Consider the following 18,470-nt stretch of genomic DNA (forward strand, 5'->3'; position numbering starts at 1 on the left):
ACCCGGGCACGCGGACGGTGAAACACGTGCCCGGTAGCACGGTAGGCGGTCAGGAAGGCAGTCGTTCGCCCGTGTTGGGGTCGAACAGGTGTGCCTCGTCCGGATTGGAGACCGTCACGTGCACGACCTCGCCGAGCCGCGGCGGCATGCGGCTGTCGCCGCGCACGATGACGCGCGCCGACCGGTCGCCGAGCTGCACGGAGCCGTGCACGTAGGCGTCGGCGCCGAGCTCCTCGACCAGCTCGACGGTCACCTTCATCGCGGACTCCTCGGAGCCCGCCACCCGCAACGCCTCCGGGCGCAGGCCGACCGTCACGCTGTCCAGTCCGGCGCGCTCGGCGGCCGCCAGCGTCGCGCGGGGGATCGGCACGGTGAGACCGTCGAGCTGCGCGCCCTGCGGCGTGAGCGGCACGGTTTCCAGGTTCATGCTCGGCGAACCCATGAACCCGGCCACGAACGCGTTGGTGGGCTGGTCGTAGAGCGCGCGCGGCGTGTCGCACTGCTGCAGCAGGCCGTCCTTGAGCACCGCCACGCGGTGACCCATCGTCATGGCCTCCACCTGGTCGTGCGTGACGTAGATGGTAGTGGTGCCGAGCCGCTTCTGCAGCGCGGCGATGTTCGCGCGGGTCTCCACGCGCAGCTTCGCGTCCAGGTTGGACAGTGGCTCGTCCATGAGGAACACGGCGGGCTCGCGGACGATCGCGCGGCCCATCGCCACGCGCTGGCGCTGGCCGCCGGAGAGGGCCTTCGGCTTGCGGTCCAGGTAGTTGGTGAGGTCCAGCAGCTCGGCGGCCTGCCGGACGCGGGCGGTGATCTCCGACTTGGCGACCCGCTTCAGCTTCAGCGCGAAGCCCATGTTCTCGGCCACCGTCATGTGTGGATACAGCGCGTAGGACTGGAACACCATCGCGATGTCGCGGTCCTTCGGCGGCATGTCGGTGACGTCGCGGTCGTCGATGTAGATCGCGCCCTCGTCGACATCCTCCAGACCGGCGAGCATGCGCAGCGCCGTCGACTTGCCGGAGCCGGAGGGGCCGACCAGCACCAGGAACTCGCCGTCGGCGACGTCCAGGTCGAGCTTGTCCACCGCGCGCACCGGAGGTGTGGAGGGGAAGACTCGGGATGCCTCTCGGAAGGAGACCACGGCCATGTCGCTCGCACCCTTTCGTCGCGTCGTTGCCAGCGTGGGGTTCTTCCTACCCGCCGTGGCGCGAATCCTGCTATAGATAGTAAAGACACTGTATTTACTAATCGCGGAGGAGGGGGCGCGTGAGCGGTGCCGGGGGCCGGACCGTCCGGCAGCACAACCTCGCGCTGCTCATGGGGCTGATCTGCGAGTCCGCGCCGGTCACGCGCGTGGAGCTCGCGGAACGCGCCGGGCTCACCAAGGTCACCGTCACGAACCTGGTCGGAGAGCTGATCGACGCCGGGCTGGTGCAGGACCTCGGGACCACGCAGCGCACGGGACCTGGCCGCCCTGCCGGTCGCGTCGCACCCGACCCGCTTGGCCCGGTCGGCATCGGGCTCCAGCTGGAGGTCGACCACGTCGCGGGGTGCGTCGTGGATCTCTCCGGGCGGGTTCGCCGCCGCGAGCTGCGCCGGGCCGACCTGCGGCGGATGTCACCCGCCGAGGCCGTCCGGGCGGCGCGCCCGGTGTTGCGCAGGCTGTTCGACCACGCGACCACGGCGGGGCAGCTGGTGACCGGCATCGCGTTGCCGGTGCCCGCGTTGTTCGGCCGGGACCGGGAGGGACTGCCCCTGGTGCGCGCGGTGCCCTCCCTCGGCTGGCGGGACGCCGACCTGCGCGGGCTGCTGACCGGGGAACTCGACGCGCTCGGTGCGCTCGGCATCGACGTGCGGATCGGTGGTCCGGTGGCGTTCGCGGCCGGGGCGGAGTGCCGCGACGCGGACGTGCTCTACGTCGGCGGGGAGGCCGAGATCGGGGCGGTCCTCGTTCAGGACGGCGTGGTGCGGCACCGGTCGGCGGGGTCATGGGGCCACGTGCCGGTGCGGGCGCGGGGGCGGGCCTGCCCGTGCGGGCGCACCGGGTGCCTGGAGGCCTACGCGGGCCGGGCGGCGATGGCGCGGGCGGCAGGACTGGCGGAGACGGCGCTGCCCCGCTTGCTGTCCGGCACGGAGCCGTTCGCGGAGCGGCTGGCGGCGGGTGACCGCGCGGCCGTCCGGGCGACGACGGAGGTGGCCCGGCTGCTCGCCGATGCGCTCGCCGGCCCGCTCGCGGTGCTCGACCCCGGTGCCGTCGTGCTCGGTGGCAGGCTCGCGGCGCTGGGGGAGCCGTTGCTCGACCCGCTCGGCAGCCGCCTCGCCGAGCAGCACACGAGCCCGCCGCTGCACGTCGGCACGCTCGGCCCGGAGGCCGCGCTGCGCGGCGCGGCGTCGAGCGTGCTCGCCGACGTGGTCGCCGATCCGCTCGGCTGGTCCGACCGCCCCTGACCACGAGTCCCCCGCCCAGGACCGCGAGTTCTGCGTTCGGGGCGGCGAAGTCCCCGCTCGCGGACGTCCGCCAGGCCCGGCAACGGGGATGGCGAGCCCCAGCGGGGAACTCGCGTGCGGGAGCGGGGGACTCGCGGTCAGCGGCGGCGGCTCGCCAGCCGGGAGTAGCCCTTGCGTACGCGCATCATGGCCTCGTGGCGCTCGCTCAGGGCCACCAGGCGGTGCTTCCACCCTGCGGGCGCCTGCGGTGGTGCGGGCTTCTCCAGCTCGGCGACGAGCTGGTCGACCAGGGTGCCGAGGGCGTCCAGCGAGACGTCGAGCAGCTCCTCCGGCTCCGGAGGCCGCTGCGCCTTCGCGGCCCCCTCCGGCGGGTCGCCGGGAAGCAGGTCGGCCAGGTCGCCCACGACGTGGTACCCCGCCTTCTCGATCGCCTCGACGAACTCCTGTGCCCGCTGCCGGGCCCAGGTGTACTGTCCGGCCTCGAGCACGATCGGCGCCTTGCCCGCGCGCTCGGCCAGGTGCCGTTGCGCGAGCCGGAACTTCACCACGTCCTGGTAGTCCCGCCGGGTCACCCGGTCCGCCAGCGCGACGTTGATCCGCCGCACCAGCTCGGCCTCGGCCATGCCCAGCGAGCGGTTGCCCCTGCGGACGTCGGTCCGGTAGCCGGTCGGCCGCAGCCCGAGCAGGTCGGCGAACCGGCGCCACAGCACGTCGTCACCCGCCCCGCGGGCAGGCACCGGCAGCACGTGCACCTGCTCGGGCGGCAGGTGCCCGCCCCACGTCCGCAGCACCGTGGGCAGGTCCTGGAAGTCCCAGAACACGTCGGCCAGCCACACGGACCTCGGCCGGTCCTCCGCGAGCGCGGCGGCGAACTCGCGGAAGCCGAACCGGTGCCCGTTCTTCACGTCCTCCTGCCACACCGAGGGGATCTGGCTGGCCAGGTTCCGCGCGGTGCACACGATGTGGATCTCGGCGAAGGACAGGTCGTCGAGCACGCGCCGCGCCTCGTCGGGCGAGGCCGGGGCGAGCAGTTCGTGCGAGAGGAACACCGACCGGCCGCTCTCGACGGCTTCCCTTGACTCCGCCACGATCGCGGCCCAGGAGCCTGGGACCACGCGGTCGTGCCAGTCGGGGAACCGGCCGCTCATCACGTCGATGACCGCCCTGAACTGGCTGTCGGCGGCGGTACCCGGGTACCGGACGCCGTCCTCCGCCAGCAACTCGCGGTTGTGCCAGCACACGTCCTGCAGGTACGTCGTTCCGGTCTTCGGGGTGCCGATGTGCAGGTAGAGCCGCGGTCGCGTCGACGTCATGGAAAAAGCGTAGAGGCGGCGCCCGAACAGCCGAACGCGGTGTGCCGGTGACTGGAAATACCGTTCTCTCCTGGGTCTGTCCGGTCACGACGAGCCGACCTCGCGCACCGGTTTGTGCGGAAAGCGGCGGCGGGCGTGGTCGGCGAGCGGTGGAGCCTGCTCGTGCTGCGCGAGCTCATGCTCGGTGAGCGCCGCTTCGACCGGATCGCCCGCAACACCGGAGCCAGCCGGGACGTCCTCGCCACCCGGCTGCGCACGCTCGTCGAGGCGGGTGTGCTGGAGCGGCGCCGGTACGAGGAGCACCCGCCGCGCTACGAGTACGTGCCCACCGAGGCGGGCCGCGCGCTGCAGCCCGTGCTGCTCGGCCTGCTGCAGTGGGGCGACCGGTACGTCACCGAGGGCCCGCCGCCGACGGTGTTCGAGCACAGCTGCGGCGCGGAGCTGGAGACCCGCACGGTCTGCGCGCACTGCGGGCGCGAGGTCGAACCGGGCGAGCCGCGGGTGCGGCGCCTCGGCCGGGTCCGGTAGGCGCGCCGGTCAGCAGGCCAGCTCGGCGGCCTTGGCGGCCAGGTAACGGCGTTCGGGTTCGCTCGCCGTGCGCCGGGCCGCGCGTTCGTAACAGACCCGGGCCGCCGGGTGGTCGCCCGCCAGCTCCAGCAGGTGGGCCCGCACCGCGTCGAGCCGGTGGTGGTCGGCGACGCGACTGTCCTCGTCGAGCGGCTCCAGCATGGCGAGCCCGGCGGCGGGCCCGCGCACCATCCCGACGGCGACGGCGTGGTTGAGCGTCACCACCGGGTTGTCCGACACCCGGCGCAGCAGCTCGTACAACGCGACGATCTGCGGCCAGTCGGTGTCCTCCGCCCGTTCGGCCTCGTCGTGGACGGCCGCGATCGCGGCCTGCAACTGGAACGAGGTGAACCGCCGCGTCCTGCGCAGCGCCCGCGCGACCAGCGCGCTGCCCTCCGCGATGGCCGCCTGGTCCCAGCGGGAACGGTCCTGTTCGGCCAGCGGCACCAGCGATCCGTCCGCCCGTGTCCTGGCCGCACGGCGGGCGTGGGTGAGCAGCATGAGCGCGAGCAGCCCGCTCACCTCGTCGTCGTCCGGCAGCAGCCGGTGCAGCTCCCTGGTCAGCCGGATCGCCTCGTCCGCGAGCCCCCGGCTCCGCGCGGCGGGCTCCGCGACGCTCGTGTAGCCCTCGTTGAACACCAGGTACAGCACGTGCAGGACGGTGGCGAGCCGGTCGCCCCGCTCTTCCGGCGGCGGCAGCCGGAACCCGGTGCCGGAGTCCCTGATCCGCTGCTTCGCCCTCGTGATGCGCTTGGCGACCGTCGCCTCGGGCAGCAGCAGCGCACCGGCGATCTCGGCCGTCGTCAGGCCGCCCACCGCGCGCAGGGTGAGCGGAACCTGGGCTCCCGGGGACAGCGCCGGGTGGCAGCACAGGAACAGCAGGACCAGCGTGTCGTCGTGGTCGTGGCCCCGCACGGCGTCGGCGGCCGGGGCGAGGTAGGCCGTGCGGGGCATTCGCACGGCCTCGGCCTCCTCCCGGCGCCTGCGGGCCTGCTCCGCGCGCAGCAGGTCGGTCATCCGCCGCGCCGCGACCGCGATCAGCCAGCTCCTCGGGCTGTCCGGCAGGCCCTCCTCCGGCCAGCGCGTCGCCGCCGCGAGCAGGGCCTCCTGCACGGCGTCCTCGGCGACGTCGAAGTGCCCGTACCGGCGGGTGACGGCCCCGAGGACCTGCGGCGCCAGCCGGCGCAGCAGGTCCTCGACGTGCGGTCCGCTCATGCTCCGGGCAGTTCCGAGCCGTCCGGTACCGGGCGCACCTCGATCGGTTCCCCGGTGAAGTCGGTGATCCGGGCGGCGATCTCCAGGGCGCGGTCGTAGCTGGCGCAGTCGACGATGCTGAAGCTCAGCACGACCTCCTTCGACTCGGCGAAGGGTCCGTCGGACGTCACCACGTCGCCGCCCACCTTGCGGACCACTTTGGAGTGCGAGGGGTCGGCGAGGCCCTCGGTCAGCACGAGCTCGCCGCTCTCGGTGAGCTCCTTCTGCAGGTTCTCGAAGAACTCGCAGGCCGCGGCCACCTCGGGCGGCATCTCCCCGGTGGACGTCCAGTCCGCGGCGGTCGCCTCCCAGGCCTCGGTGTTGCTGAACGCCTGCAGCAGGTACTTCATGTCGGCTCCTCCGTCTCGGCAGATGTTGGTCGCTTGCACCCGGAACGTCGGAGCCGCGGACCGCGGTTGGACATCGGGCGGGAGAATTCTCGTCCGGATTCCGGCGCGCCGACAGCGGCCAGGCGCCGCGGGTAGCCTCGGCCCGGTGACCACGGCGGATCGCGTGACGAACCCGGCTCCGGCCGACGCCCGGTCGGTGCGCCGCCGCGTGGCCGTGGTCGTGCTCGCCGAGGTCGCCGCGGTGACCGCCGTGCTGCTGCTCAAGCGGTTCGACGGCATCGACCTCGAGGTGTACCTCGGCGGCGCGCGGGCGCTCGTGGAGCACGGCACGCCGTACGCGGCCCCGGTGCCGACGAGCTACGACATCGCGTTGCCGTTCCTCTACCCGCCGCTGGCCGCGCTGCTGTTCGTACCGGGCACCCTGCTGCCGTTCGGCGTGGCGATCACGGCGTTCAGCGTCGCGTCGATCCTGGCCGTCGGTGTCGTGGCCTACCTGGTGACCGCGAGCCTGCTCGGCGTGCTCGGCGACCGGTCGGCCGTGCGCGGGCACACGATCGCGGCGGCGGTCGCCGTCGGGGCGCAGCTGGCCTGCGCGGTGGTGGAGCCGGTGCGCTCGAACCTCGAGTTCGGGCAGGTCAACGCCCTGCTCATGGTGATCGTCGCGGCCGACCTGCTGCTGCCGGGGCGGGCGCGGACCCGGGGCCTGCTCGTCGGGCTCGCGGCGGCGGTGAAGCTCGTGCCGCTCGTGTTCGTCGCGTTCTTCCTGTTCCGCAGGGAGCTCGCCGCCGCCGTGCGCGCCGTGGCCGCCTTCGTCGTCGCGGGCGCCGCCCTGTGGTTGGTGCTGCCCACCGCCTCCCGGACGTACTGGACGGAAACGCTGTTCGCCGCGGGCCGGATGGGCCACGACGGCGAGTACATCGGCAACCAGTCGCTGCGGGGCGTGCTCGCCAGGACCGACCTCGCGCCGTCCTGGCAGCTGCTGCTGTGGGCGCTCGGCAGCGCGGTCGTCCTCGCGCTGGTGGTGCACACCGTGCGGAAGGCGGATCCGGTGGTGGCCATGCTGGCCTGCGCGATCGGCGGGCTGCTGGTGTCGCCGACGTCGTGGAACCACCACTGGGTGTGGGCGTTGCCCGTGCTGGTGTATCTCGGCTGGCGCTGGCGCGCGGCGTCGTGGTGGCCGCGCGCGCTGACGGTGGTGGCGGCCGCGGTGTACCTGCTCGGGCCGATGTGGTTCGCCGACGACCTGCCGGGCGGCGTGCTCGGCTGGCCGGTGGCGGAGTCCTACACCCTGCTCGGCGTCGCGCTGCTCGGCACGCTCGCCGGGACACCAGGGCGCGCCTGCCGGAGTACGAGCGAGGTGGTGGAGTGATGCGACACCGGTGCGATGTGGTCGTCGTGGGTTCCGGGCTCGCCGGGCTGGCCGCGGCCGACCTGCTGACCAGACACGGCGCCGACGTGCGGGTGCTCGAGGCGGGGCAGCGCCTCGGCGGGCGAGTGCGTGGCGTGCCCGCCGGTGGGGGCGCGACCGTGGACACCGGCGCGGAGTTCGTCGGTCCCCGGCACAGCCGGCTCCGTGCCCTGCTGGCAGCGACGGGGCTGCGGACCGTGCCGTCGGGCCTGGGCCGGGCTCCCGCTCGGTGGCGCCTGCCGGAGCGGGACCGCGTGTCGTGGTTGCCGCCGCTCCCCGCGGGCGAGCTGCGAGCACTGGCGCGGGCCTGCTGGGCGCTGCGCGGGCAGGCGCTGGGTCTCGATCCCGGCGCACCGTGGCGGTCCCCCGCAGCCGCGCGGCTGGACGGGTGCGACATGGCGGGCTGGCTGACCGCGCACGGCGTCGGACCGGGCGGCCTCGCGGTGGCCGAGGCGGTGCTCGGCGGCTTCGCGACCGTGCCGATCCGCGATCTCTCCGCCGCGCACGTCGCATGGTGGATCGCCGCCTCCGGGGGCCTGCTGGCCGCCGTCCGGTCGGGGCAGGACCAGGTGATCACCGGCGGCGCGTACCAGTTGCCTCGGCGGCTTGCGGGCGGGTTGCGGCACCCGGTGCGGCTCGACTGCCCGGTGACGGATGTCGTCGAGCACTCGCGGGGCGTCGAGGTGCGTGCCGAGGGGGAGGTGTGGGCGGCCACGGCGGCGATCGTGACGGTGCCGCCCCCGGCGCTGCGCCGGCTGACCATCGAGCCCGGACCTCCCGCGGACTGGTCTGGCGCCGTGCGGGGGCTCGGCTTCGGCCGCGCGGTGAAGATCGCCGCGGTGGCATCGGTCCCGCCCCCGGTGCCTTACCGGTCGGTGCTGGGTGGCGGCCCGCTGCGGATCGCGTGGCGGCGCGGCAGGGTGCTGGCGGGCATCGCCACCGGCGGCGCGGCCACGGCCGAGGACCTCGCGGGCTCCTTCGGGCTGCACGTCACCGACCTGGCCGCCGTGGTGACGACCGACTGGACCGGGGAGCGTGCGATCGGCGGCAGTTACCTCGCCTGCCGCCCGGGAGACCTCGTGCACCGGTTGCCCGCCCTGCGGGCGGCGAGCACGCGGCGGATCCGGTTCGCGGGAGCCGAGCACAGCGCGTTCCCGAACTCGATGGAAGGTGCTGTCCGGTCCGGGCAGGCGGCGGCGCTGGCGTGCTCGGAGTCCCTTACGGTGACGGATCCCGGACATCGAGGGAAGGAGACGACGAGTTGACCACGTTCGACGGCAGGCGCGTGCTGCGCGAACCGCTGGTGCCGGGGCTGGCGCAGCTGTGGGATCTGCACGACGTGCTGTGGGAGGGCGACACCGAGTACCAGCACCTGGTGTTCGCGAAGACGGCCCAGGGCGTGGCCATGTTCTCGGATAACGACCCGCAGAGCACGGAGCTCGCGCAGCTGTACTACCACGAGTCGCTGCTCGTGCCCGCGTTGCTGCTCGCCGAGCGGGTGGACCGGGTGCTCACGGTCGGCTCCAGCGAGGGCGTGCTCGGCCAGCTGGCCGTGCGCGCGGGCGCGACCCACGTCGACCACGTCGACATCGACCGCCAGGCCGTGCACCTGTGTGCCGACCTCCTGCCCTACGGCTACACGCCGGAGGAGCTGGCCGAGGCCGAGCGCGGCGAGGGACCGGTGCGGGTCCACTACGCCGACGGCTGGGAGTTCGTCCGGCGGGCGGCCGAGGCGGACTCCCCGGACCGCAAGTACGACATCATCCTCGCCGATCTGCCCGGTGAGCGGGAGGACGACGCCCAGCACAACCGGCTCTTCGGCGCCGAGTTCCTCCGGCTGTGCCGGGCCGCGCTGCGCGAAGGCGGGGTGGTGGCGTCGCAGGTCGGCTGCCCGACCCTGTGGCTCAACGAGATGCTGCGGCGGTCGTGGCGACGGTTCAACGAGGTGTTCGGCACCGTCGCCTACTACGGCTCCGACGAGTTCGACTGGGCTTTCCTGTGCGGCAGGGCCGACGCGGTGGCCGACCCGGCGGCCAGGATGATCGACCGGCTGTCCACGCTGCCGTACCGTCCGGAGACGATCGACGCGGACGCGTTGCGCGGCAACAGCGTCCTGCCCCACAGCATCCGGCGCGGCAGGTGAGCTGAATCACGGCCACGGCTGTCATGGATCGTCCCCGTCCCCGGTTCAGGGGGTGACGAAAGGACGGGGACATGACACACATCGTGGTCGTCGGCGCCGGTTACTCCGGACTCGCCGCCGCGAAGCTCGCGGCCAGGTGGACCTCCGCCGACGTGACGCTGATCAACGCCAGTGACCGGTTCGTCGAGCGAGTGCGGCTGCACCAGCTCGCCTCGGGACAGCGGCTGCGCGACCTGCCGCTGCGCGACCTGCTGCGTGGCACGGGTGTCGAGCTCGTGGTGGACCGCGTCACCGCGATCGACGCGGATGCCCGCACCGTGCACCTGGCCGGGGGCGCTCCGGTGGGTTACGACCGGCTGATCTACGCGCTGGGCAGCCAGGCCGACCTCGGCGCCGTGTCCGGGGCCGCCGAGCACGCCCACACCGTCGTCACGCCCGAGCGGGCCGTGCGGCTGCGGGAACGGATCGCCGACAGCACGGTGGTCGCCGTGGTCGGCGGCGGCCTCACCGGCATCGAGGCCGCCGCCGAGCTGGCCGAGACGCTGCCCGCGCTGAAGGTGCGGCTGGTGACCGGCGGTGCGCTCGGCGACGCGCTGTCCCAGCGCGGCCGCCGGTACCTGCGGGCGGCGTTCGACCGCCTCGGCGTCGAGGTCGTCGAGCACGCGCGGGTGGCCGAGGTGCGGCCCGACGGGCTGGTGCTCGACGGCGGCGGGCACGTCGCGGCCGACACGGTGGTGTGGACGGCCGGGTTCCGGGTGCCGGACCTGGCGCGGGACGCGGGCTTCGCCGTGGACGAGCGGGGCCGCATGGTCGTGGACGGGACCCTGCGCTCGGTGTCGCACCCGGAGGTGGTCGGCGTCGGCGATGCGGCTGCCGTGCGCAGGCCCGACGGGCTGGAGCTGCGGATGGCCTGCGCCACCGGGCTGCCGACGGCCCAGCACGCCGTCCGCGCGCTGGCCGACCGCCTCGCCGGCCGGGAACCCGCGCGGCCGCTGCGGTTCCGCTACGTCAACCAGTGCATCAGCCTCGGCAGGCGGGACGGGCTCGTCCAGTTCGTGCACGCCGACGACAGCCCGCGCGAGGCGGTGCTCACCGGCCGCCTCGCCGCCCTGTACAAGGAGGCGATCGTGCGCGGCACGGTGGTCTTCGAGCGGCACCCCACGATCCCGGCCTCGGTCTGAGGAGCGGCGATGACGGATCTGACCATGCTGTTCAGGGCAGGCGAGGCCGAACTGCTCGGCGCCGACCCGCTCACGATGCGGCTGCTCGCCGACGGCGACGACACCGGTGGCGTCGTGAGCGCCATCCGGAGCCGGATGGGCCGGGCCACCGACGGCCCGCCGCCGCACCACCACACGCGGGCCCCGGAGATGTTCTTCCTCGTCGAGGGCGGCCTGCACGTGCTGGTCGGCGACCGGATCGTGACCGCGCGCGAGGGCGACTTCCTCGTGGTGCCCGAGCACACGGCGCACACCTTCCGCACGCCCGACGACACCGGCGTGGACATGCTGTTCCTCATGCCGGGAGCGCGGCGGTTCGACTACTTCCGGCTGGTGGACCGCATCCGGCGCGGGGAGGCGAGCCCGCGCGAGCTGTTCGAGACGCAAGAGCGCTTCGACAACCACTTCACGGACAGTGCGGTGTGGCGGGAGTTCACCGGAAGTCCCGCGACCGGTGGGCCACCCTGAGGTCGAGGGGCGTGAGGTGGTCGGCGACGAGGCTCGTGACGCCGTGGGCGTTCTGCACGATGCCCCGCACCAGCAGGGCCGGGCTGTTGCGGGCCACGTCCGCCTGCCGCCGCCACAGCCCCCGGGAGCAGACGACGTTGACCATGCCGGTCTCGTCCTCCAGGTTGAGAAACGTGATGCCGCCCGCGGTGGCGGGGCGCTGGCGATGGGTCACCGCCCCGCCGACGCGCACGCGCGTGCCGTCGGCCACGTCGAGCAGCCGGGCCGCCGGTACCGCGCCGATGCGGTCGAGGTATTCGCGGACGAACTCCGTCGGGTAGGTGCCGGGGGAGATTCCGGTCGCCCACACGTCGGCGGCCGCGAGGTCCAGTGTGGACATTCCGGGGAGCGCGGGCGCGGCGAGGCCGGTGGCGAGCCCAGGCAGGTGCTCCGGCCGGTGCCGGGCGGCGGCGCCCGCGGCCCAGATCGCCCGCCGCCGGTCGGAACCGAACCGGGCGAACGCGCCCGCCGTCGCCAGCGCCTCCAGCTGCGGTTCGGTGAGCCGGACGCGCCGGGCGAGGTCGTCGAGGCCGGTGAACTCGCCCGCCGCGCGCTCGGTGACGATCCGCTCGGCGAGGTCAGGGCCGAGGCCGCGGACCCCCGCCAGGCCGACCCGCACGGCGTGCCCGCCCTCGCTCGACGCGTCCGGTTCGAGCGTGGCGTGCGCGAGGCTGGCGTTGAGGTCGGGCCCGTGCACGACGATGCCGTGCCTGCGTGCGTCGGCGACCAGTGACTGCGGGGCGTAGAAGCCCATCGGCTGTGCCCGCAGCAGCGCCGCGCAGAACGCCGCGGGGTGGTAGCGCTTGAGGTAGGCCGAGGCGTAGACGAGCAGGGCGAACGACATGGAGTGCGCCTCGGGAAAGCCGTAGCCGGAGAACGCGTGGATCTGGGCGAAGATGCGCTCGGCCAGCTCCGGGCCGATGCCGTTGGCCGCCGCGCCGGAGAAGAAGCGCTCGCGCAGCCGCTCCATCCGCGCGCCCGAGCGCTTGGCGCCCATCGCGCGGCGCAGCTGGTCGGCCTCGGCCGGGGTGAACGACGCGACATCGATGGCCATCTGCATGACCTGCTCCTGGAACAGCGGCACCCCGTACGTGCGGTCCAGGCTGGCCGCCAGCAGCGGATGGGGATGTTTCCACTCCTCCTCGCCGTTGCGCCGCCGGATGTACGGGTGCACCGAACCGCCCTGGATCGGGCCGGGGCGGATGAGAGCCACCTCCACGACGAGGTCGTAGAACTCGCGTGGCCGCAGCCTCGGCAGTGTCGCCAGCTGCGCCCTGGACTCGACCTGGAACACGCCGATCGCGTCGGCGCGGCACAGCATGTCGTAGACCTCGGGGTCGGCCAGGTCCAGCCGCGCCAGGTCCACCTCGACCCCCTCATGCTCGGCGACCAGGTCGATCGCGTAGTGCAGCGCCGAGAGCATGCCGAGGCCGAGCAGATCGAACTTGACCAGGCCGATGCTCGCGCAGTCGTCCTTGTCCCACTGCAACACGGTCCGTCCCGCCATCCGCGCCCACTCGACGGGCACCACCTCGGACACCGGCCGCTCGCAGATCACCATGCCGCCGGAGTGGATCCCGAGGTGGCGCGGCGCGTCACCGATCCGGTTGGCGAGGGTGAGCACGTCCTCGGGGATCCCGCCGTCCCCGGCCACCTCGGCGACCGGGCCCCAGCGGTCGATCCGCTTCGCCCACGCGTCCTGCTGCCCCGCCGAGTACCCGAGGGCCTTCGCCATGTCGCGCACCGCCGAGCGGGCGCGGTAGGTGATCACGTTGGCGACCTGCGCCGCGTGCCGCCGGCCGTGCTTGCGGTAGACGTACTGGATGACCTCCTCGCGCCGGTCGGACTCGATGTCCACGTCGATGTCGGGAGGGCCGTCCCGCTCCGGGGCGAGGAACCGCTCGAACAGCAGTCCCCACCGCACCGGGTCGGCGTGGGTGATCCCGAGTGCGAAGCAGACCGCGGAGTTGGCCGCGGAGCCGCGGCCCTGGCACAGGATCCCCTGGGACCGCGCGAACTCGACGATGTCCCACACCACCAGGAAGTAGCCGGGGAAGCCGAGCTCCTCGATCACCCCCAGCTCGTGGTCGAGCTGGGCGTAGGCGCCGGGGGCCTGCTCGCGGGCGCCGTAGCGGCGGGCCGCGCCCGCCCAGGTGAGCTCGCGCAGGTAGCTGATCTCGGTGTGCCCCTCCGGGACGGGGAACGGCGGCAGGTCGGGCGCCACCAGCCGCAGGTCGAAAGCGCACTCGACGCCGAGCACGGCCGCCCGTTGCACCGCGCCGGGGTAGCGGCGGAACCGGGCCCGCATCTCGGCGCCCGAGCGCACGAACGCCGCGGGCGCGGGCGGCAGCCAGCCGGCCAGGTCCGCGATGCTGCGCCGGGCGCGCACGGCGGCCACCGCGGCGGCGAGCCTGCCGTCGCCGGGCCGGGCGTAGTGCACGTTGTTGGCGGCGATCGTCGGCTGGCCGAGCTCGGCGGCGAGGGCGGCCAGCAGGTCGTTGCGCGCGGAGTCGCCGGGCAGGCCGTGGTCGGTCAGCTCGACGGCGACGTGGTGCCTGCCGAAGCGGTCGACCAGCTTGCGCAGCTCGGCCAGCGCCGCCCGGGGGCCCGCGGCGTCGAGCGCCCTGCGGACCGCGCCCTTGCGGCAGCCGGTGAGCACGACGCAGTGCCCGCGCAGCTCCTCGACCACCTCGTCCAGGTCGTAGACCGGCCTGCCCTTCTCCTCGCCGCGCAGGTGGGCGTTGCTCAGTACCCGGCACAGACGGCGGTAGCCCTCCAGCCCCCTGGCGAGCACGAGCAGGTGCTCGCCCACCGGGTCGGCCTCGCCGTTCTGCGGGCCGGGCAGGCCGAGGCTGAGCTCGGCGCCGTAGCCGGTGCGCATGCCGAGTTCGCGCGCGGCCTCGGCGAACCGCACGACGCCGTACAGGCCGTCGTGGTCGGTGAGCGTGATGCCGTCGAGTCCGGCGCGCACGGCCTCCTCCACCAGCGCCTCGGGTGACGAGGCGCCGTCGAGGAAGCTGAAGTGGGAGTGGGTGTGCAGCTCGGCGTACGGGACGCGGATCTCGACGCCGTCGCCGGACCGGGGCCGCGCGAGGTCGGGTGGCGGGCCCGCGTAGCCCTCGCGCCGCCGTGACCACGCGGGACTGTCCCCGCCGTCACCGCGTGGCGGTGCGCCGGAGAGCGCGCGTTCCAGCTCCGTCCACGACACCCCAGGGTTGTTGAACGACACCTGACCCAAACACCTGTTTCATTGATCGAACGTGTGTTCGATCCTCGGTCAGGCTGGGGGGCCAGTCAACGCGAGCTCACCCGCCAGGGTGGTCCCGAGGGTCACGAGGCGGGCAGGGCTCGGCGTACCCAGAGGTCGAGCACGTCGGCGGCGACGTCGGCGCGGTCCCGCAGCACGCTGGTCAGCGCCAGCCCGCGCAGGATCATCAGCAGCGACTCCAGCGCCAGCCGCGCGTCGTCCTGGTCGCCGGGCGGCACGACGGCGGCGAAGACCTCGCGCAGTGCCCGGCCCAGCCGCCGCTCGGCGGGCAGCAGTGCCTGGCGCAGGGACGCGTCGGTGCGGGCGGCCATCCACAGTTCGAGGCCGGCGAGGAACAGTGGCCCGGACATCGCGGCGTGCAGCTCGGTGACGAGCCCGCGGACCGCCCTCGGCCCCGGCTCGACGGCGGCGGCGACCGCGCGCAGCCGGTCGAGCTGGTGGTCGGCGATGTGGTGGATCGCGGCGACGAACAGCTCGTCCTTGGCGCCGAAGTGGTGCAGCAGCGCGCCCCGGGACACCTGCGCGCGGTCCTGGATGCGCTGCGTGGTGGTGCCTGCGTAGCCGTGGTCGACGAGGCAGGCCACGGTCGCGTCGAGCAGTCGCTGCCTGGTCCGCTCGCGCTGTTGCGCACGGGTGAGTCGGGGCATCCGAAGAGCGTAGAAGGGTGCTCCATTGACAGTCTGGACGGACTGTCAACACGCCGATAGCCTCGCCCCGTGCGTGCAGTCGATCTGGTTCGGCGGGGTGCCCGGCGCTACGGGCAGCGGACCGCCGTCGTCGTGGGTGACCGGGAACTGACCTTTCGCGACGTGGACGAGCTGTCCAGTCGCCTCGCGAACGTGCTCCTCGGGCTCGGGCACGGCCGCGGCACGCGGGTCGGGCTGCTGCTCGGCAACGAGCTGTGGTCCGTGCCGGTCGACTTCGCCTGTCTCAAGGCGGGCGTGGCCCGTGTGCCGCTCAACGCGCGGCTCTCGGTCGCCGAGCAGGTGCGCATGCTCGCCGACGCGGACGTGCACCTGCTCGTGCACGGCGCCGACCTCGCCGAACGGGCGGCCGAGCTGGCCGGGGAGCTCGACGGGCTGCGGCTCGCCGGGTTCTGCGCTCCCGGCCGCGCGGGCGACCTCGACCTGACCGAGGAGGTCGACCGGGCGTCCCCGGCGGACCCGCTGGCCAGGGTCGAGCCCGACGACGTGATGCTCGTCCTCTACACGTCGGGCACCACGGGAACGCTGAAGGCGGCCCAGCACACGCAGGCCAGTTACGCCGCGATCACCGCGAACATCCTCGCCAACCTGGTCTCGCCCGGCCGTGCCGACGCGATGCTGCACGCCGCGTCGCTCATCCACGCCAGCGGCACCTTTCTGCTGCCGTACTGGCTGCGCGGAGCGCGTTCCGTGGTGCTGCCCGGGTTCGAGCCCGGCTCGTACGCGCAGGCGATCGGCGAGCACCGGATCACCGGGGTGAACCTGGTGCCGACCATGCTCGGGATGCTGTTCACCAGCGGCGCGCTCGACGGCGCCGACGTGTCCACTCTGGACACCATCGTCTACGGCGCGAGCCCGATGCCGAGGCCGCTGCTGGAACAGGGACTCGAGTTCTTCGGCAACCGGTTCGTCCAGTACTACGGCCAGACCGAGGCGCCGCTGTGCCAGACCATTCTGGACAAGGCCGACCACGCCGAGGGCGGTGACCTGCTCGGCTCCTGCGGGCACCCGGCCGTCGACGCGGAGATCATGCTCACCGGGCCGGACGGCGAGCCGGTGCCGCGGGGTGAGATCGGCGAGATCCGCGTCCGGGCGCCGTTCACGATGGCCGGCTACTACAACGCGCCCGAACTGAACCGCGAGACGCTGGCCGGAGACGGCTGGGTGCGGACGCGCGACCTGGCGCGGGCGGACGAGCGCGGCTACCTCTACCTGGTGGACCGGGCCAGCGACATGATCGTCACCGGTGGCTACAACGTCTACCCGCGCGAGGTCGAGGACGTGCTCATGGCGCATCCCGCGGTCGCCGAGTGCGCGGTGGTCGGCGCACCGGACCCGACGTGGGTGGAGGCCGTCACGGCGTTCGTGGCGCTGCGGCCCGGCGCCGAGGTCTCGGCCGACGAGCTGCGGGAGACCGTGCGCGGCCGCCTGGCGCGGTACAAGGTGCCCAAGCAGGTGCATTTCGTGGACACGATCCCGAAGTCGCCGGTGGGCAAGATCCTCCGCCGCTCCCTGCGCGATCCACTGTGGACCGAAGGGCAGTGAATGGCACATTGCCCGCGCTCAACGCGGGTAATGTGCCATTCACTGCCGGGGGCTCGCGCGGTCACGACCGGCGGCGGAGGTTGTCCACGGCGAGGGCGCCCGGGCCGGTGACGGCCACGAGCAGGAAGATCCAGCTGTAGAGCGCCGCGGGCTCGCCCATGTTCTCCAGCGGGAAGAGCCCGAGCGGCTGGTGCACGGTGAAGTAGGCGTAGGCCATCGTGCCGGAGCAGAGCAGCGCCGCCGGCCGGGTGAACAGACCGGCCAGCACGAGCGTGCCGCCCGCGAGGCAGATGACGCTCGCCCACCAGCCGGGCCAGGACAACGCGGGCAGCGCGGCTCCCGCGCCGTCGACACCGCCGAACGCGCCGAACAGTCCTTGCACGCCGTGGCAGGCGAAGAGGAAGCCCGCGACGATGCGCAGTGCGGCCAGTGCCGCTCGCTCCAGCCGCGCCTTGGTGGCCGGGTCGGTGGGGACGTGCTGCTGCGAGGTGTCGATCATGGTTCCGCCCTTTCCGCTGGTTCGGATTGCCTTCACCAGTGCGTCGAACGGGACGGTCCGCGGATCGACATCCGGCCGGAAAAAAATCGAGCACTCAGCGCAGGCGCCTGCGGCCACTCCGCCCGCGCACCGCTCGCAGGCCGCTGAACAGGGCCGCGGCCGCCAGCAGGACCGCGAGTGCGAGCGGCCACCACTCGTCCATGGAACCGGCCACGACGGCCTGCGCCGCCGCGCTCGCGGCGAACGCGGCGGCGATGAGGAGCCAGAGCAGCCGCTGCGGGAAGGTCAGGCCCCCGGCACGCTTCAGCATGAACACCGGCCTCCTCCGTGCGGGATATCCACGTATCGCCGCACGGAGGGCCGGAGTTACGCCGGGCCCGGCATTCAGGCGACGTCGAACTCGTCGGGGTCGGGCCCGACGCGGCCGCCGTTGTCCAGCTTGCGGATCGCCTCCAGGTCGACCTCGTCGAGGTCGAAGTCGAACACGGCGATGTTCTCCTCGATCCGCGACGGAGTCACCGACTTGGGGATGACGATGTTGCCCAGTTCCAGGTGCCAGCGCAGCACGACCTGCGCGGGCGTCTTGCCGTACTTCCGCGCGATCTCCCCGAGCGCGGGGTCGGCCAGCAGCCCGCCCTGCGCGAGCGGGCTCCACGCCTCCGTCGCGATGCGGTGCTCGGCGTGGAAGGCCCGCAGCTCGGCCTGCGGCAGGTTGGGGTGGAGCTCGACCTGGTTGACCGCCGGGACCGTGTCGGTCTCGTCGAACAGCCGCCGCAGGTGGGAGACGTGGAAGTTGGACACGCCGATGGCGCGGACGCGGCCGTCCGCGTACAGCTTCTCGAACGCCCGCCAGGTGTCCACGTAGTTGTCCCGCTTCGGCAGCGGCCAGTGGATGAGGTACAGGTCGAGGTAGTCGAGCCCGAGCTTGCGCATGCTCTCGTCGAACGCGCGCAGCGTGGAGTCGTACCCCTGGTCGGAGTTCCAGAGTTTCGTGGTCACGAACAGCTCGTCACGGGGGATGCCGGAGTCGCGGATGGCCGCGCCGACCCCCTCCTCGTTGCGGTAGGCGGCGGCCGTGTCGATGCTGCGGTAGCCCGCGCGCAGCGCGTGCCCCACGGCGGCCGCGGTCTCGTCGGGCGGTACCTGGAACACGCCGAAGCCCAGCTGCGGGATGGCCACGCCGTTGTTCAGGGTGATGGTCGGGACCTCTGCCATTGGTCTCTCTCCTCCGGTAGCTCTTG

At 73.5% G+C, this 18,470-nt stretch carries 17 protein-coding genes; 8 read left to right on the forward strand and 9 right to left on the reverse strand.

All coding sequences use genetic code 11. The features are described 5' to 3' along the window. Positions 1-49 precede the first annotated feature (49 nt). On the reverse strand, positions 50-1,150 hold the full coding sequence (locus B0I33_RS21475) for an ABC transporter ATP-binding protein (RefSeq protein WP_106180647.1): 1,101 nt from the start codon (positions 1,148-1,150) through the stop codon (positions 50-52). Positions 1,151-1,269: 119 nt separating this feature from the next. On the opposite strand from B0I33_RS21475, the gene B0I33_RS21480 reads away from it, so the two are divergent. After that, complete coding sequence (locus B0I33_RS21480; protein ID WP_245900912.1) at positions 1,270-2,451, forward strand: ROK family transcriptional regulator; 1,182 nt, start codon at positions 1,270-1,272, stop codon at positions 2,449-2,451. Between the two features lie 137 nt (positions 2,452-2,588). On the opposite strand, the gene B0I33_RS21485 is transcribed toward B0I33_RS21480, so the two are convergent. Further along, positions 2,589-3,764 (reverse strand): hypothetical protein, encoded by a 1,176-nt coding sequence (locus tag B0I33_RS21485; RefSeq protein ID WP_106180648.1) that lies wholly within the window; start codon positions 3,762-3,764, stop codon positions 2,589-2,591. Positions 3,765-3,878: 114 nt separating this feature from the next. Here B0I33_RS21485 and B0I33_RS21490 point away from each other — a divergent pair, with 114 nt between their 5' ends. Then, on the forward strand, positions 3,879-4,292 hold the full coding sequence (locus B0I33_RS21490) for a winged helix-turn-helix transcriptional regulator (RefSeq protein WP_245900914.1): 414 nt from the start codon (positions 3,879-3,881) through the stop codon (positions 4,290-4,292). A 9-nt stretch (positions 4,293-4,301) separates the two neighbouring features. On the opposite strand, the gene B0I33_RS21495 is transcribed toward B0I33_RS21490, so the two are convergent. Both B0I33_RS21495 and B0I33_RS21500 read right to left on the reverse strand, forming a co-directional pair. Further along, positions 4,302-5,546, reverse strand: coding sequence for an RNA polymerase sigma factor (locus B0I33_RS21495; protein ID WP_106180649.1), 1,245 nt, complete (start codon positions 5,544-5,546; stop codon positions 4,302-4,304). Next, on the reverse strand, positions 5,543-5,935 hold the full coding sequence (locus B0I33_RS21500) for a YciI family protein (protein ID WP_106180650.1): 393 nt from the start codon (positions 5,933-5,935) through the stop codon (positions 5,543-5,545). The genes B0I33_RS21495 and B0I33_RS21500 overlap by 4 nt, the downstream gene beginning before the upstream one ends. A gap of 145 nt (positions 5,936-6,080) precedes the next feature. Between B0I33_RS21500 and B0I33_RS21505 the strand changes: the two genes are divergently transcribed. The 5 genes from B0I33_RS21505 to B0I33_RS21525 all read left to right on the forward strand — a co-directional run bounded on the left by B0I33_RS21505 (position 6,081) and on the right by B0I33_RS21525 (position 11,174). After that, entirely contained in the window at positions 6,081-7,304 is a 1,224-nt protein-coding gene (locus B0I33_RS21505; RefSeq protein WP_181193404.1) for a glycosyltransferase 87 family protein, read from the forward strand. After that, positions 7,304-8,608 (forward strand): flavin monoamine oxidase family protein, encoded by a 1,305-nt coding sequence (locus B0I33_RS21510; protein WP_106180652.1) that lies wholly within the window; start codon positions 7,304-7,306, stop codon positions 8,606-8,608. The genes B0I33_RS21505 and B0I33_RS21510 overlap by 1 nt, the downstream gene beginning before the upstream one ends. After that, the gene (locus B0I33_RS21515; RefSeq protein ID WP_245900916.1) at positions 8,605-9,486 is read left to right on the forward strand and encodes a spermidine synthase; all 882 of its coding nucleotides are present in this window, start codon (positions 8,605-8,607) and stop codon (positions 9,484-9,486) included. The genes B0I33_RS21510 and B0I33_RS21515 overlap by 4 nt, the downstream gene beginning before the upstream one ends. A gap of 71 nt (positions 9,487-9,557) precedes the next feature. Then, positions 9,558-10,667, forward strand: a complete 1,110-nt coding sequence (locus tag B0I33_RS21520; RefSeq protein ID WP_106180653.1) for an NAD(P)/FAD-dependent oxidoreductase — start codon at positions 9,558-9,560, stop codon at positions 10,665-10,667. Positions 10,668-10,676: 9 nt separating this feature from the next. Continuing rightward, the gene (locus B0I33_RS21525; RefSeq protein ID WP_106180654.1) at positions 10,677-11,174 is read left to right on the forward strand and encodes a cupin domain-containing protein; all 498 of its coding nucleotides are present in this window, start codon (positions 10,677-10,679) and stop codon (positions 11,172-11,174) included. Here B0I33_RS21525 and B0I33_RS21530 read toward each other — a convergent pair. Beyond that, a complete protein-coding gene (locus B0I33_RS21530; protein ID WP_106180655.1) occupies positions 11,140-14,442 on the reverse strand; it encodes an error-prone DNA polymerase in 3,303 nt (1,100 codons plus the stop codon). The two genes, B0I33_RS21525 and B0I33_RS21530, sit on opposite strands and share 35 nt — an antisense overlap. A gap of 101 nt (positions 14,443-14,543) precedes the next feature. Then, positions 14,544-15,128: a TetR/AcrR family transcriptional regulator gene (locus B0I33_RS21535; protein ID WP_106180656.1), complete on the reverse strand. Its 585-nt coding sequence runs from the start codon at positions 15,126-15,128 to the stop codon at positions 14,544-14,546. A 69-nt stretch (positions 15,129-15,197) separates the two neighbouring features. On the opposite strand from B0I33_RS21535, the gene B0I33_RS21540 reads away from it, so the two are divergent. Further along, positions 15,198-16,730, forward strand: coding sequence for an AMP-binding protein (locus B0I33_RS21540; protein WP_106180657.1), 1,533 nt, complete (start codon positions 15,198-15,200; stop codon positions 16,728-16,730). Between the two features lie 61 nt (positions 16,731-16,791). On the opposite strand, the gene B0I33_RS21545 is transcribed toward B0I33_RS21540, so the two are convergent. The 3 genes from B0I33_RS21545 to B0I33_RS21555 form a co-directional block, all read right to left on the reverse strand. Then, the gene (locus tag B0I33_RS21545) at positions 16,792-17,229 is read right to left on the reverse strand and encodes a DoxX family protein (protein ID WP_106180658.1); all 438 of its coding nucleotides are present in this window, start codon (positions 17,227-17,229) and stop codon (positions 16,792-16,794) included. Between the two features lie 94 nt (positions 17,230-17,323). Continuing rightward, on the reverse strand, positions 17,324-17,539 hold the full coding sequence (locus tag B0I33_RS21550; protein WP_106180845.1) for a hypothetical protein: 216 nt from the start codon (positions 17,537-17,539) through the stop codon (positions 17,324-17,326). A gap of 74 nt (positions 17,540-17,613) precedes the next feature. Continuing rightward, positions 17,614-18,444 (reverse strand): aldo/keto reductase, encoded by an 831-nt coding sequence (locus B0I33_RS21555; protein WP_106180659.1) that lies wholly within the window; start codon positions 18,442-18,444, stop codon positions 17,614-17,616. Positions 18,445-18,470 lie beyond the last annotated feature (26 nt).

The organism is Prauserella shujinwangii (assembly GCF_003001955.1).
Lineage (GTDB): Bacteria > Actinomycetota > Actinomycetes > Mycobacteriales > Pseudonocardiaceae > Qaidamihabitans > Qaidamihabitans shujinwangii.

Excerpts from the sequence above, each read along its gene's own strand:
- B0I33_RS21500 (WP_106180650.1), bottom strand. The coding sequence starts at position 5,935 with ATGAAGTACCTGCTGCAGGCGTTCAGCAACACCGAGGCCTGGGAGGCG.
- B0I33_RS21555 (WP_106180659.1), bottom strand. The coding sequence starts at position 18,444 with ATGGCAGAGGTCCCGACCATCACCCTGAACAACGGCGTGGCCATCCCG.
- B0I33_RS21520 (WP_106180653.1), top strand. The coding sequence starts at position 9,558 with ATGACACACATCGTGGTCGTCGGCGCCGGTTACTCCGGACTCGCCGCC.
- B0I33_RS21510 (WP_106180652.1), top strand. The coding sequence starts at position 7,304 with ATGCGACACCGGTGCGATGTGGTCGTCGTGGGTTCCGGGCTCGCCGGG.
- B0I33_RS21495 (WP_106180649.1), bottom strand. The coding sequence starts at position 5,546 with ATGAGCGGACCGCACGTCGAGGACCTGCTGCGCCGGCTGGCGCCGCAG.
- B0I33_RS21485 (WP_106180648.1), bottom strand. The coding sequence starts at position 3,764 with ATGACGTCGACGCGACCGCGGCTCTACCTGCACATCGGCACCCCGAAG.
- B0I33_RS21535 (WP_106180656.1), bottom strand. The coding sequence starts at position 15,128 with ATGCCCCGACTCACCCGTGCGCAACAGCGCGAGCGGACCAGGCAGCGA.
- B0I33_RS21475 (WP_106180647.1), bottom strand. The coding sequence starts at position 1,150 with ATGGCCGTGGTCTCCTTCCGAGAGGCATCCCGAGTCTTCCCCTCCACA.
- B0I33_RS21550 (WP_106180845.1), bottom strand. The coding sequence starts at position 17,539 with ATGCTGAAGCGTGCCGGGGGCCTGACCTTCCCGCAGCGGCTGCTCTGG.
- B0I33_RS21545 (WP_106180658.1), bottom strand. The coding sequence starts at position 17,229 with ATGATCGACACCTCGCAGCAGCACGTCCCCACCGACCCGGCCACCAAG.
- B0I33_RS21525 (WP_106180654.1), top strand. The coding sequence starts at position 10,677 with ATGACGGATCTGACCATGCTGTTCAGGGCAGGCGAGGCCGAACTGCTC.